Source organism: Streptococcus sp. UBA632, assembly GCF_002300045.1.
GTDB lineage: Bacteria > Bacillota > Bacilli > Lactobacillales > Streptococcaceae > Streptococcus > Streptococcus alactolyticus.
Genome location: NZ_DBPA01000019.1, coordinates 44,443 through 59,536, shown reverse-complemented (window position 1 = coordinate 59,536; position 15,094 = coordinate 44,443). Strand labels below are relative to the sequence as shown.

13 protein-coding genes are annotated in these 15,094 nt (G+C 41.3%); 12 read left to right on the top strand and 1 reads right to left on the bottom strand.

The window, feature by feature from the left end:
• Window positions 1-7 precede the first annotated feature (7 nt).
• Entirely contained in the window at window positions 8-721 is a 714-nt protein-coding gene (rsmG, locus tag B3473_RS02475; RefSeq protein ID WP_154454768.1) for a 16S rRNA (guanine(527)-N(7))-methyltransferase RsmG, read from the bottom strand.
• A gap of 250 nt (window positions 722-971) precedes the next feature.
• Here rsmG and B3473_RS02470 point away from each other — a divergent pair, with 250 nt between their 5' ends.
• The 12 genes from B3473_RS02470 (at window position 972) to murC (ending at window position 14,938) form a co-directional block, all read left to right on the top strand.
• Window positions 972-1,523 carry a LemA family protein gene (locus tag B3473_RS02470; protein WP_154454767.1) on the top strand — a complete coding sequence of 184 codons (552 nt, stop codon included), beginning with the start codon at window positions 972-974 and terminating at the stop codon, window positions 1,521-1,523.
• A gap of 58 nt (window positions 1,524-1,581) precedes the next feature.
• Window positions 1,582-2,475 carry a zinc metalloprotease HtpX gene (gene htpX / locus B3473_RS02465; protein WP_154454766.1) on the top strand — a complete coding sequence of 298 codons (894 nt, stop codon included), beginning with the start codon at window positions 1,582-1,584 and terminating at the stop codon, window positions 2,473-2,475.
• Between the two features lie 83 nt (window positions 2,476-2,558).
• Entirely contained in the window at window positions 2,559-3,095 is a 537-nt protein-coding gene (locus B3473_RS02460; RefSeq protein WP_154454765.1) for a YceD family protein, read from the top strand.
• Between the two features lie 236 nt (window positions 3,096-3,331).
• Entirely contained in the window at window positions 3,332-4,027 is a 696-nt protein-coding gene (locus B3473_RS02455) for a response regulator transcription factor (RefSeq protein ID WP_154454764.1), read from the top strand.
• On the top strand, window positions 4,027-5,481 hold the full coding sequence (locus B3473_RS02450; RefSeq protein WP_154454763.1) for a sensor histidine kinase: 1,455 nt from the start codon (window positions 4,027-4,029) through the stop codon (window positions 5,479-5,481). Before B3473_RS02455 ends, B3473_RS02450 begins: the two co-directional genes overlap by 1 nt.
• Window positions 5,482-5,619: 138 nt before the next feature.
• Complete coding sequence (gene nrdR / locus B3473_RS02445; protein WP_154454762.1) at window positions 5,620-6,117, top strand: transcriptional regulator NrdR; 498 nt, start codon at window positions 5,620-5,622, stop codon at window positions 6,115-6,117.
• Window positions 6,104-7,252 (top strand): DnaD domain protein, encoded by a 1,149-nt coding sequence (locus B3473_RS02440; RefSeq protein WP_154454761.1) that lies wholly within the window; start codon window positions 6,104-6,106, stop codon window positions 7,250-7,252. The genes nrdR and B3473_RS02440 overlap by 14 nt, the downstream gene beginning before the upstream one ends.
• A gap of 16 nt (window positions 7,253-7,268) precedes the next feature.
• Window positions 7,269-8,171 (top strand): primosomal protein DnaI, encoded by a 903-nt coding sequence (gene dnaI / locus B3473_RS02435; RefSeq protein WP_154454760.1) that lies wholly within the window; start codon window positions 7,269-7,271, stop codon window positions 8,169-8,171.
• Between the two features lie 97 nt (window positions 8,172-8,268).
• On the top strand, window positions 8,269-9,579 hold the full coding sequence (gene der, locus B3473_RS02430; protein ID WP_154454759.1) for a ribosome biogenesis GTPase Der: 1,311 nt from the start codon (window positions 8,269-8,271) through the stop codon (window positions 9,577-9,579).
• Window positions 9,580-9,707: 128 nt separating this feature from the next.
• The gene (locus B3473_RS02425; protein WP_167829275.1) at window positions 9,708-12,803 is read left to right on the top strand and encodes a DEAD/DEAH box helicase; all 3,096 of its coding nucleotides are present in this window, start codon (window positions 9,708-9,710) and stop codon (window positions 12,801-12,803) included.
• Window positions 12,804-12,983: 180 nt separating this feature from the next.
• Complete coding sequence (locus tag B3473_RS02420; protein ID WP_167829274.1) at window positions 12,984-13,577, top strand: hypothetical protein; 594 nt, start codon at window positions 12,984-12,986, stop codon at window positions 13,575-13,577.
• Window positions 13,578-13,606: 29 nt separating this feature from the next.
• Entirely contained in the window at window positions 13,607-14,938 is a 1,332-nt protein-coding gene (murC, locus tag B3473_RS02415; protein WP_154454758.1) for a UDP-N-acetylmuramate--L-alanine ligase, read from the top strand.
• The last annotated feature ends 156 nt before the right edge of the window (window positions 14,939-15,094 follow it).

Here is a 15,094-nt window from a genome sequence, read left to right as displayed (position 1 = left end):
CTCCTTTTTAGAGTGGCTTTTTATTGGGCATTCCTGGCTTACGTGGGTACTTGTTTGGGGTTTCTTTTTTCTTTTCCAAAACGGTCATCTGACGAGGGTCACCATTTGGTAGGGTGTAGTGTTTGTTTTCGATAACCTTGGCAAAGAGCAGCTTCATAGCATTTTGAGCATCTGCCAATTCTTCCTCAGCAGCTGAGGCTTTCAAGGCAACCAATCGTCCCCCTACTTTTAAGAAAGGAATGGTCAATTCAGTCAAAACTTGCAAACGGGCAACAGCGCGTGCGGTTACGATATCGTAAGTGGCACGAAAGGTCTTGTCTTGTCCAAAATCTTCAGCGCGCCCATGGTAGAAATGCACGCCATCCAACTCCAAGGCTTCTGCCAAGAGATTGAGAAATTGAATGCGTTTGTTGAGCGAATCAATAATAGTGACATCAATCTCAGGACACAAAATCTTGATTGGGATACTTGGAAAACCAGCCCCAGCCCCAATATCTAAGAGGCGGATAGCTTGATTGGTAATATTACCCTGCAAAACAGGAGCCACGGAATCATAAAAATGCTTGAGGTAAACATCCTCTTTTTCAGTAATTGCTGTCAAATTGATTTTTTGATTCCACTCCACAAGCAAGTGAAAATAAGTTTCAAATTGCTGCTTTTGCTTATCACTCAAATCAAAGCCTTGCTGGCTCAATTGCTGGTAAAATTCTTCTGGTGTCATCTTTATCTTGTCGGAAAAAAGCCCGACTTTCCTTTCCTAGTAATTCTAAACAGTTCTTATTTTACCACAAATACGACTTGATAACAGGCTGAAAATGTCATTGCCCAAAAAGCCTTCTATTTCGTCACTTATCATTTTGAAAATGGTTTTAAAATTGGTATAATATGCCTAGTTAAAAGACATTGGAAATGTCTGATTATTGTTGTTAATATGCGTCCATTTGGATGCCTGACTGTTAAGGGAGAATGATATGGCTTTGATCATAGTTGTTGTAATTGTCGTCTTAATTCTTTGGGGTATTGCCCTTTATAATGGCTTGGTTAGAAGCCGTATGCAAACCAAAGAATCTTGGAGTCAAATTGACGTGCAGTTGAAACGCCGAAATGACTTGATTCCTAATCTCATTGAAACGGTTAAGGGTTATGCTGCTTACGAGGAAAAAACCTTTGCTAAAATCACAGAATTGCGTCAACAAGTGGCAGATGCCAAAACACCAGCCGAAGCCATGCACGCTTCAAATGCCTTGACAAATCAATTGTCAAACCTCATTGCTGTGGCAGAAAACTACCCTGATTTGAAAGCCAACAACAGCTTTATCAAGCTCCAAGACGAGTTGACCAATACTGAAAATAAAATCGCTTATTCACGCCAGTTGTTTAACACCACAACGGCAAATTATAACGTGAAATTAGAAACCTTCCCAAGCAATCTTATTGCAGGAATGTTTGGGTTTAAACCAAGCCAATTTTTGGAAACACCTGAAGAAGAGAAAGATGTTCCAAAAGTAACCTTTGATTTTTAAATCTGACGTCACAGAGAAAGGAATACAAAAAGCCTCATGTGAAGGCTTTTAACAAAATATGCTATATAATCAAATTTCCAGTAATAAAAGACGAACCGTTGTCTTGCTTATTGTGTTTTTCATGCTATTAGCGGCAATTGGTGCGGCGGTTGGTTACCTTTGGTTGGGAGATATGACTTTTGGGGTAGTCATTGCCGTGATTATCGGTGCTATTTATGCCATGAGCATGATTTTCCAATCCACCAATGTTGTCATGTCAATGAACCATGCGCGTGAGGTGACCGAGCAAGAAGCTCCGCAACTTTATCACATTGTTGAAGATATGGCGATGGTGGCGCAAATTCCTATGCCTCGTGTCTTTATCATCGAGGACCAATCGCTTAATGCCTTTGCAACAGGTTCTAGCCCTGAAAATGCAGCCGTTGCGGCTACGACAGGCCTCTTAGCCGTGATGAACCGTGAAGAATTAGAAGGAGTCATTGGGCATGAGGTGAGCCACATTCGCAATTATGATATCCGTATTTCCACCATTGCCGTGGCTTTAGCGAGTGCCATTACCTTGCTATCTAGCCTTGGTAGTCGGATGGTTTGGTTTGGCGGTGGGCGTCGTCGTTCAGATGACCGTGACAATGGCACAGGGCTTTTGGTTTTTCTCTTTTCCATTTTGTCTTTAATCCTAGCTCCTTTGGCAGCGACCTTGCTTCAATTGGCTATTTCAAGGAAGCGTGAGTATTTGGCAGATGCTAGCTCGGTAGAATTAACCCGCAACCCACAAGGCATGATTAACGCCCTTCAAAAATTGCAACAATCTGCTCCAATGCAGCAACCTGTTGATGCAGCCAGCGCAGCATTGTACATCAATGACCCTATCAAGAAGGAAGAACGCTTGACCTCATTGTTTAGCACGCACCCATCTATTTCCGACCGCATCGAGCGCTTACGTCAGATGTGAGAATAAGGCATATCTGTGGTATAATGGTGTAAGGGAGGTTTTTAGGCTATCTCCCCGATACGACAAATAGAGGTTTTAAAGATATGTTTTCAATTTTAGAAATAAAGAAAAATAGTGACGGTATTGCTTTTGACCGTTCCTTAGATATTAAAGAAAAACTTCAAGCGCGTGACGAGGACATTTTAGATGTCAAAGACGTTCGTGCGACTGGTCATCTTTCTTACGATGACGGCTTGTATTTGCTCCAATACACGTTGGGCTATACGTTGACCTTGCCGTCTAGTCGTTCGATGCAGCCTGTTGAGTTTCATCAAGAAGAACTCGTTTCAGAGATTTTCGTTGAAGCATCAGACCTTGCGGACAAGGAAGAATTAGTCAGAGAAAATTTAGCCATGGTTATCGAAGATGGTTTTATCGATTTAGAAGAAAGCGTCATTGATAACATTTTGCTAGGTATTCCGATGCAAGTTTTGAGTGAAGAAGAGCAAGCTTCAGCAGAAATGCCATCAGGCAATCATTGGTCTGTTTTGACAGAAGAGCAATACGATGCTCTCCAAGACGAAAAGAAAAAGGCCAATAATCCTTTTGCCTCTTTAGGTGGCTTATTTGATGATGAGTAAATCACTTCATAAAAACGTAAGGGACGATGAAAAAGCTTCAGGAGAGGCTTTTTTGTCTGGTCGTTTTCAAATAACTTTTTAATAATATGAGATTATTTTAGAATTGTCTTGAAGTTTAATAATAACTTTGATATACTTTTAAAGCGGTGCAACATGACTTATTTTTAGGGATTAGATATAAGTGTTGCTGGAAAAAGTGAAAAAGAAAAAATAATAATAAATGGTAGGTTGGACACATGAGTAAAAAAATTTTAATCATTGAAGATGAAAAAAATCTAGCACGGTTTGTGTCTTTGGAATTACAACACGAAGGGTATTCGGTTGTTGCAGAAGAAAATGGTCGTCAAGGGTTGCAATTGGCTTTGAACGAAGACTTTGACCTTGTTTTGTTGGATTTGATGCTTCCAGATATGGACGGTTATGAAATCACACGCCGTCTTCGCTTGGAAAAAGAATACTTATCCATCATTATGATGACGGCTCGTCATTCAACAATGGATATCGTGGCTGGTTTGGACCGCGGTGCAGATGATTACATTGTAAAACCATTTGCAATTGAAGAATTGCTTGCTCGTATTCGTGCGGTTTTCCGTCGTCAAGATGCAGAGCACAAAGTCCTAAAAGAAGGTCAAAATAAAGAAGATGCTGTGGGCTTAAAACTAAACCCGCAAAACCGTTCAGTTATTCGAGGCCAAGAAGATATTCCATTGACTAAACGCGAATACGATTTGTTGTCAATTCTTTTGTCTAATACAAACCGTGTATTGACACGTAAAGAATTGTTGTCTAATGTTTGGAAGTACGACAAAGACGTTGACACCAACGTTGTGGATGTTTACATTCGCTACCTTCGTGGAAAATTAGATATCCCAGGTAAGGATTCTTACATCCAAACTGTTCGGGGCATGGGTTATATTATTCGAGAAAATTAATGAATCGTTTGAAAGAAAAGCTTTTAAATAAGCGACTATCGCGATCGTCGATATTGCCACTGCTTTTGATGATAACGGCTTTCAATATTGTCCTTTATCAAGGATTTACGCAGCTTTTTTTGGCAAATGACCGTTATCAAATGAAAAAAGACCTCCGTTCAATGACAAAAGTCTTGTCTAAGGAATCTGAATTGACGACATCTGTCTTGGTATCCCTTTTTAATGCGGATCATTTGTCTAATGTAGATGGTGATGATCAAGACCAATCATCTGTTGTCCTTGAAAACGATGGTCTGTCTAAATATATTTCGAGTGAGCAGACGGTAGCTATTTTTGATGCGGACAAACACCTGCTGTTAACGACTGATTCGGATTCTAGTCAGTCAGAGGATCTGTTGGCCGAATCATCTAACTACCACAGAGTTGGGACGAGAGGGTATTATTTAACGACTAAGGTTGTATCCGAGAAAACCCATGGAACCATTGGTTACGTGACCGTTTTTCAAGACTTAAAACTGTATGAAAAAACGCGTCGTTATCTCTTGCTCTTCATGATAGTGCTTGAAGTAGTTGCTCTTATTGTTATCTTATTGCTCTTTAGACGGATGACTAAGCCTTATTTGAAACCCTTGGAGGATCTTAAATCGTTGGCTGAAACCATTAGCAGTTCACCAGAAGAAACAGGTAATACCAAATGGAAGAATCCTTTGGAGCAGGAATTGTTACAAAATGCCAATAATTATTTAGAAGTTGTGGCGGATTACACTAAACACCAATCGCAAGCCATCAGTGAAGTCAGCCATGAGCTTAGGACACCTGTTGCTATTATCAAGGGACACTTGGGCTTGCTTAAACGTTGGGGTAAAGAAGACTCAACGATTTTACAGGAGAGCTTGGACGTTGCCTATGATGAAACAGAAAAAATGTCCATGATGATCGATGAGATTTTGGATAGCATTCGTTTCCAAAATGAAGTTATCGAAAATAGGGATCAAAAGACTGATTTGAAAGCGTCTATTGAAAAACTATTGGAAAAAATCCGTGTCGTTTATCCAGATGTTTCCTTCAACGTTTCTCTTCCTGAGAACAAGAGCATTATGGCAAATATCTACCAGCATCATTTTGAACAGTTAATGCTCATTTTGATTGACAATGGGGTCAAGTACTCAACAAAAATCAAACGCATTCACATTACGTTGGAATTGTCAGACAAGCAACCTTTGCTTAAAATTCGAGATGAGGGAAATGGGATGGCGAAGGAAGAAATCAATTACATTTTCGAGCGCTTTTATCGTTCTGACACCTCGCAACCTGTTAGTGAAGTGGTGCAAGGGCTTGGCATTGGCTTAAATGTTCTCAAACAAATTGCCGAAGTTTACCGCTTAAAAGTGACAGTTAACAGTGTCATTGACGAGGGAACAGAGTTCAAGGTCTTGTTTCCTGAATGCCGCTAAGAGTTAGGTTTTAACCTAGCTCTTTTTGTCTGCCAAAGTTCTTGTTGATAGTAGCTCCCAAGGGTAATGCCTTTTATAATCTTCTATTTTATGGTAAAATAAAGTACTATATTACAATGGGTAGAATGGGGTGTGAGCATGCGTTGTCCAAAATGCAATTATCATAAATCGAGTGTTATTGATAGCCGTCAGGCTGAAGATGGCAATACCATAAGACGTCGTCGAGAATGTGAAAACTGTCATACGCGTTTTACAACTTTTGAACGCATCGAAGAGTTGCCTTTGTTGGTCATTAAAAAGGATGGAACGAGGGAACAATTTTCGCGTGAAAAGGTGCTAAATGGGATTTTCCAAAGTGCTCAAAAACGCCCAGTTTCTAGCGATGACCTTGAACAAGTGGTGTCGCGCATTGAAAAGAGCATTCGAAGCGATTATGATAGTGAGGTGCCAAGCACCGTCATCGGTAATTTGGTGATGGACGAGTTGGCAGAGCTAGATGAAATCACTTATGTCCGTTTTGCCTCAGTTTATAAGTCTTTCAAAGATGTCGATGAGATTGAGGAGTTGCTCCAACAAATCACTAATCGTGTTCGCAGCAAGAAAAAAAGAAGTGATAATGTAGATGAGACCGATTGAAGAGTTTTCGTATATCAAGAACAATAAGGTTGTCTTGGATTCAGATAGCCTAACGCAGCTCTATCTTCCTGTTATCGGTAATCAAGCGACAGCTCTTTATCATTATCTAAATGCCTTTTTTGATAATGGTGCTAAGCGTCATAAATTTAGTGAAATCCTCAATCACCTTCAGGTTAGCATGGGGGATTTGGAAGAAGCATTAGCTATTTTAACAGCGATTGATTTGCTGGTTTTGTACCAAACGCGTAACGGTTATGTGTTTAAATTAGTCCAGCCCTTGTCTCGCGAAGCTTTTTTGGGCAATCCCATTTACCGCCGTTTGTTAGAAAAAGAAATCGGTGAGGTTGCCGTGGCAGAATTGGATATGAGCCTTCCTCAGGATGCTAGGGACATTTCCAAAAACTTTTCGGATATTTTCTCTGCGGAAGCGCCAGCTATCAAGCGGCCAGTGTCTAAAAATCATTTTGATTTGGGGAGTTTCCAACGTTTAATGGCGCGTGATGGGCTGCGTTTCAAGGACGAGCAATCAGATGTGTTGACCATTTACGGGATTGCAGATAAGCACCGTCTTAATTGGTTTGATACCTATCGTTTGGCTCAACAAACGGCTATCGGTGGTACTATTTCGCCTAAACGGATGCTGGTGCAATTGGAACAAAGCAAGGAAAATCCGGCTCCCGCTGGCGAAACCTTTAGTGCCAAAGAGCAGGTTATTCTCCGTGAAGCCAAGCAAGATAGTGCCAGCGATTTTCTGACTAAAATCAAATCGCCACGTCATGCGGTAGTCATTTCGAGTGAACGTCAACTCTTGGAAGAGTTGGCCAACATGGGCTTTTTGGATGAAGTGATTAACATCATGGTCTTGTACACTTTAAATAAAACGAAGTCAGCCAACCTCAACAAGGCTTATATCTTAAAATTGGCTAATGACTTTGCTTACCACAAGATTGCCACGGCCGAGGCGGCTATGTTGCAAATGCGGTCATTCTCACAACGACGCAAGGATCAAAAACAAACGGCCAAAGAAAGCAAGAAAAATATCCCTAAATGGGCTGAACAAGATTACAAACACGAGGCAACAGCTGAGGAAAAAGCCAAATTGGAAGCCCTCAAACGTAGCATGCTAGAAGATTAAAGGAAAGGAGCGAGCGATGGAAAAAATAGGAGATACTTTAGCAAAACAGCTTCACAACAAACGTCATGACTTGAATGCCTTGACGCAAAAGATTTTGATGGATACTGAAATTGTTGATTTTATTAGTTCTCATGGGCTCACACAAGAGCAAATCACACGCAGCTTGCCTAAATTTAATCAATTTATGGTGGAACGCGACAAGTTTCAACAAGGTGATGCTTCTTACGTTGCCAAGGGTTACAGGCCAGCCCTCAGCATGAATGAAGGCTATGCCGATGTGGTGTATTTGGAAACGCGTGAATTGGTTGAGGCCAAAAAGCAGCAAGATATCAAGAACCGTGTGACTTTGATGGGCTTGCCATCTAGCTTCAAGCAGATTTCAACGGATGACATTGATTTGGACGATCCCAATCGGATTGAGATTTACCATTATATCACCGAGTACATCAATCGTTTTGACATGACGACTCAAAAAGGTCTGTATGTTTTTGGGACGTTTGGGGTTGGTAAATCCTACTTGATGGCTTATTTGGCCAATCGTTTGTCTGCCAAGTACGGCAAATCAACAACCATGTTGCATTTTCCAACCTTTTGTGTTGGCATCAAGAGTGCGATCAATACAGGTACCGTCAAGGAAGAAATTGATCAGCTCAAAGCGGCAGAAATTTTGATTTTGGATGATATCGGGGCGGAACAATTTAGCCCGTGGATTCGTGACGATGTCTTGCAGGTGATCTTACAGTACCGCATGCAAGAAAATCTATTGACGTTTTTCACGTCTAACCTTGATTTTAAGGATTTAGAGGCTCATTTTGCTACATCACGCTCAGGTGATGAAACATGGCAAGCCAAACGAATTATGGAGCGGATTCGCTACCTTGCTAAAGAGATTCATTTACAAGGTGATAACAGACGTTGACAGCATAAATAACTCATAACGAAATGAACTAGAAAGGAAGGCTTGGCTAGGGTGTGTTTTGAAAAATGCCTCTAGCAAGAAGCAGGAAAGAAGAATTATGGCTTTACCTACCGTTGCTATTGTCGGTCGTCCAAATGTGGGCAAATCGACTTTGTTTAACCGTATTGCAGGTGAGCGTATTTCCATTGTGGAAGATGTCGAAGGCGTAACGCGTGATCGCATCTACACAACTGGAGAATGGCTGAACCGTAAGTTTTCATTGATTGATACAGGGGGAATTGACGACGTTGATGCCCCATTTATGGAGCAAATCAAGCACCAAGCTGATATCGCGATGAATGAGGCAGATGTGATTGTTTTTGTGGTTTCAGGAAAAGAAGGCGTTACAGACGCTGACGAATACGTTTCAAAAATCTTGTACCGCACTAACAAACCAGTGATTTTGGTGGTCAATAAAGTGGATAATCCTGAAATGCGTAGTGATATCTACGATTTCTATTCACTTGGTGTGGGTGATCCTTACCCAGTATCATCGGTTCACGGGATTGGAACAGGGGATGTTCTAGATGCGATTGTGGATAACCTCCCTGTTGAGGAAGAAGATGAAAATCCAGACATCATCAAGTTTAGTTTGATTGGACGCCCAAACGTTGGGAAATCAAGCCTTATCAATGCTATTCTTGGTGAAGAACGCGTGATTGCCAGCCCAATTGCAGGGACAACTCGTGACGCTATTGACACCAATTTTACAGATAGCGAAGGTCAAGAATATACCATGATTGACACCGCTGGTATGCGTAAATCTGGCAAAGTTTATGAAAACACAGAGAAATATTCTGTGATGCGTTCGATGCGTGCCATTGACCGCTCAGACATTGTGTTGATGGTTATTAATGCCGAAGAAGGTATTCGTGAGTATGACAAGCGTATTGCTGGTTTTGCTCATGAGGCTGGTAAGGGAATTATCATTGTGGTCAACAAGTGGGATACCATTGAAAAAGACAACCACACCGTGACGCGTTGGGAAGAAGATATTCGGGACCAATTCCAATTCTTATCTTATGCCCCTATTATCTTTGTTTCAGCAGCGACTAAGCAACGTTTGAATAAATTGCCTGAGATGATTAAAGCAATAAGTGCAAGCCAAAACAAACGCATTCCGTCAGCTGTGCTTAACGATGTGATTATGGATGCCATCGCGATCAACCCAACACCGACTGACAAGGGTAAACGTTTGAAAATTTTCTACGGTACCCAAGTTTCACTTAAACCACCGACATTTGTCATCTTTGTCAACGAAGAAGAGCTGATGCACTTCTCATATATGCGTTTCTTGGAAAATCAAATTCGTGCGGCCTTTGGTTTTGAAGGCACACCGATTCGTTTGATTGCTCGTAAACGCCAGTAATACCCTAATCTCTTGAGCAATTTGCTCGGGAGATTTTTTTGATTTCTGCTGCAAAAAAGGTATTTACTGGCTCAAAGGAAGTTTAATTTGATATAATTAAGAGATAAGAAAAAGGTGGGTGACTAACAGTGAGCAGAATGATTCCAGGTCGCATTCGTAATCAAGGTATTGAACTGTATGAAAAAGGTCTTGTGACCATTACCAGCACGCGTGATGGCGTAATCCAAGCCAGCATTGGGAAACATCACCTGCAATACGCCTTGGAAGATGACCAAATTCGATGTGATTGTGAACTTTTTGCCCAAAAAAGGTATTGCCAACATTTGGCTGCTTTGGAATATTTTTTAAAAAATAATCATCAAGGAAAAGAGTTGTCGATTAGCCTCAAAGACAAGCAAGAAAGTCAGGAAGAAGAGCAACGAAACACGTCTTTTGGCAGCATTTTTCTAGACCACTTGGAGATGAATAGTGATGACACGACCAAGTATCGCTTGTCGGCTTATGGTAACCAAAGTCCTTATTCTTCTAATTACTGGTGGACGCTTAAAATCAACCGCTTGCCTAGTGATAGGACCTATGTCATTCGCGATATCAAGTCCTTTTTAGCGCTTGTCAAAAAAGAAGGCCACTACCAAATCGGCAAGAATTATTTTGAGTCTTTATCTTTGATTCAATTTGATGAGGCCAGCCAAGAACTCATTCGGTTTTTGTGGCGGGTATTACCAGACAATGAAAAAGTGGACACGGACTACATTTTGCCAAATCATGGGCGGTATTTAGCCTTGACCAGCGGGCTTTTTGAAGAAGGCCTGTCCTTGCTGAACGACCTCTATCATTTTTCATTTGAGTACCATAAGCAACCCTATTCTGAGCTGGCTTTTCGTCAGTTGGATGGCAGCGAGGGGCTTATTCGCTTTCAAGTGGTGGTGCATCGTCAGTCTATCGAGTTGATTATTACGGAAGGTGATTTCCACATTTTTTTTGACAATGCTTTCTTGTTCACAAGAGGCACTGTCTATGCCTTGAATTTGAAACAGCAAAAAATGCTAACGGCTATCCGAAGCCTTCCGATTGAAGCGGATTTGGCCAAACATTTGTTCTTCAATTGGGAGGACCAAGACAAGCTGGCTTCTAGTTTGCTAGATTTCAAGGAATTAGGCAGTGTGGACGCACCAAAAAGCTTTGAAATCAAAGACTTCAGTCCTATTTTTAACCTGTCTTTAAATCATTATGATGAAGTGGAATTGCACCTGACTTTTGATTATGGCACGGTTCAAGTCAGCAGCAAGCAAGAACTGGAAAATTTGCCTTTTGCTAGTCATTTCAAACACGAGGAGCGTATTTTCAATGCCTTGAAAGCCAACGGCTTTTCAGCTGCTTTTGTGTCTTACCACGCACCTTTGACGCCTGAGGACCTGTATCCCTTCTTTACAAAGACCGTGACACAATTTCGAAAATTAGGGCAAGTCATTCTTTCAGACGACTTGAAAGCCTTGTACCATGTGGAAAATCCACGCGTTTCGGTCACAACTCAAAGTGGGTTGCTGGATATTTCGTTTGATTTTTCAACCATTGTTGAGGACCAAGTGGACGCCGCCTTGGAGGCTTTGACCAAAAATCAGCCTTATTTTATTGATTCGGCAGGGCGTTTGGTGGTTTTTGATGATGAGATTAAAAAAGTCAGCAAATCCTTGCAAGCATTGCGTGCCAAACCATTGAAAAATGGGCATTTGCAGATGGATGCCGTGTCAACCTTCCAATTGGTCGATGTGTTGCAGGACAATGACCGCATCACCTTTTCAAAAGAATTTGAACAATTGGCCTATGATTTGACCCACCCAGAACAATTTGAGATGACCTTCCCACCTGTCAAGGCAGAATTGCACGCCTACCAAAAAACAGGGGTGCGGTGGTTGTCTATGCTGGACCATTATGGCTTTGGCGGTATTTTAGCGGATGACATGGGCCTTGGGAAAACCTTGCAGACCATTACCTTTCTTGCCAGTCGCCTAAAACCTGACATGCGGGTCTTGATTTTATCGCCGTCTAGCCTCATTTACAATTGGCTGGATGAATTCAAACGCTTTGCGCCTGAGATTGACGTGGTGGTGTCCTATGGCTTGAAATCTGTTCGTGATGACATTATTGCCCAAAATCACCAAGTGACCATCACCAGCTATTCGTCTTTCCGCCAAGATTTTGAGGAATACCAAAAGCATTCCTTTGATTACTTGATTTTGGACGAAGCGCAGGTCATGAAAAATACGCAAACCAAGATTGCGCATTACCTCAGACAATTTGACGTTGGGCATTGCTTTGCCCTTTCAGGAACGCCGATTGAAAATAAATTGCTGGAAATTTGGTCTATTTTCCAAATTGTCTTGCCAGGTTTATTGCCAGATAAAAAGACCTTTCTCAAAATGGACGCCAAAGAAGTGGCCCGTTTCATCAAGCCTTTTATCATGCGTCGTCGCAAGAAAGAAGTGCTTCCAGAATTGCCAGACCTGATTGAAATCAATTACCCTAATGAATTGGATGACAAGCAAAAAGCCATTTATCTCGCTCAATTGCGGCAAATGCAAGAAACACTTGTTGGGGCTAGTGATGAGGACATTAACCGTCACAAGATTGAAATCCTATCAGGGATTACGCGTCTGCGCCAAATCTGTGACACGCCAAGCTTGTTTATGGATTATAAGGGAAATAGTGGAAAGCTCGATAGCCTGCGTATTTTATTGGCACAAATCAAGGACAACGGTCACCGCGCTCTCGTCTTTTCACAGTTTAGAGGCATGTTGGATTTAGTTGAAGATGAAATGGCTGAGCTTGGCTTGACATCTTACAAGATTACAGGGTCAACCCCTGCGGATGCCCGTCAAGAAATGACGCGAGCCTTCAATAATGGCTCTAAGGATGCCGTTCTTATTTCCTTGAAAGCTGGAGGTGTCGGGCTTAATTTGACAGGAGCCGACACAGTGATTTTAGTAGATTTGTGGTGGAATCCTGCTGTTGAAATGCAAGCCATCAGCCGTGCGCACCGCCTTGGCCAAAAGGACAATGTGGAAGTTTACCGCTTGATTACGCGTGGGACCATTGAAGAGAAAATCTTGGAAATGCAAGAAAACAAGAAAAACCTTGTCACCACAGTACTTGACGGCAATGAAGCGTGTGCCAGCATGACCATTGAGGACATCAAGGAAATTCTGGGCATCAATCAGCTTTAACCCGCTGAAAATTTTGAAAAAAAGCTTGATTTAGTTTATAATAAACATGCTATGTTTAAGATGGGTTTTTCCGTGATTCTAAGGGAAAACCTACTGATAAACTAAGAGTCCATGCCAATTCTGATGACGATTGTTCTCAAAAGGTGCATGTGATACAACCATTAGAAAGGAAGTGAAATTGTGAAGAAAACGACAAGACGTTTTCCGTTAGTGGCTGATGATGAACCTGTCAGCAGTCCATCTAAAGCGATGGCTTTGTACGAGAATTCAGATTTAATTACCAATATTCATGGCGCTTATCGTGAAAAAGACTACAATGATGTGACAAATAACTATCATTTTGTGACTGAAAACGACCATGACAGCGAGCGTGTCAAAACACTCAATGAAGGCAAATCTTATGCTGAACTGGCTCGCGATGAAGCCAGACAAGATGTGAAGAAAAAACGTCAAGCTTACGTATCAAACAATTTGGCTAAACCTTCAAAAATGGCAAATCAACAACCATTGCAAACGAAAAAACCAAACCCTCCTAAAAAAAGGGCTGGTAAATTCAGTCATTTGAGTGCTAACATGCGTCAAGATGACTACATTTTAGCTGAGATTCCCCTTAACCACCAACGCTCACAAAAGGAATCCACTCAAAAAGCCAAAAAGAATAGTTATGAATTCTTAAAACATAGTCAAATTTATAATAAGGATGCCAACCAAAAACAGAAAAAATATCAAAAAGCGCAAGAGATGAATTTGGCGCAATTGGATACAAACAAATAAGGCATCCGTTATGAAATAGAGGAGAAAACATGTCTAAAACCTATCATTTTATCGGAATTAAAGGGTCTGGTATGAGTGCGTTAGCATTGATGCTACATCAAATGGGACACACTGTTCAAGGAAGTGACGTTAGCAAATATTATTTTACCCAACGTGGATTAGAGCAAGCAGGCATTAAGATTTTGCCATTTTCTGAAGACAACATCACAGAAGATGTAGAATTGATTGCTGGTAATGCCTTTCGTGAAGACAACAATGTCGAGATTGCTTATGCCATGAAAAATGGTTTTGCCTTTAAACGCTACCATGAATTCTTGGGTGAATTTATGCGTCAATTTACCAGTTTTGGTGTGGCAGGTGCCCACGGAAAGACCTCAACCACAGGGTTATTATCACATGTTCTCAAAAATATCACAGATACCTCTTATTTGATTGGTGACGGTACAGGTCGTGGCTCAGCCAATAGCAATTATTTTGTCTTTGAAGCTGACGAATACCAACGCCACTTCATGCCATACCATCCAGAGTATTCCATCATCACGAATATTGACTTTGACCACCCAGACTATTTTGAAAGCATTGACGATGTGTTTGCAGCCTTCAACGATTATGCAAAACAAGTGCAAAAAGCTTTGTTCTTGTACGGTGATGACCTTTACTTGCGTCGTATCACGTCAGATGCTGCTATTTACTACTATGGCTTCAATGACACGGATGATTTCATCGCCTACGATATTGTTCGCACAACAAGTGGCTCATCTTTCAAAGTCAAACATGAAGGCAAAGAGATTGGTAGCTTCCATCTACCAGCTTTTGGACGTCACAATATCTTAAATGCGACAGCTGTTGTGGCTAACCTTTATGTGGCTGGCTTTGACATGGATTTGGTGGCAGAGCACATGCAATCATTTGTTGGGGTAAAACGTCGTTTCAGTGAAAAAATCATTAACGATGTGACTATTATTGATGACTTTGCACATCACCCAACTGAAATCATTGCTACACTTGATGCTGCTCGACAAAAATACCCAATCAAAGAAATTGTGGCGATTTTCCAACCACATACCTTCACTCGTACCATTGCCCTTTTGGATGAATTTGCTGACGCATTGAACCAAGCAGATGCGGTTTATTTGGCTAATATCTACGGTTCTGCGCGTGAAGTTGACCACGGCGATATCAAAGTTGAAGACCTTGCGATGAAAATCAAGAAACCGGCTAAAGTAGTGAGCGTTGAGAATATGTCACCGTTGTTGGACCATGAAGATGCGGTTTATGTCTTTATGGGAGCTGGGGATATCCAACTCTACGAACGCTCATTTGAAGAGTTGCTTTCAAGCTTGACGAATAACAGACAGTAACGAAAAGAGAGAGCACTTGTTCTCTCTTTTTTCTGAAATAAAGTGGCTATTTTCAGGAAAAATGCTAATGTTAAAAATAGATAACAAGCGCTATCTTCTGTTGATTTTAAGCGCTTTTTAGGTTATAATGGCGATTGATTAAGTTTAGGAGGAGTA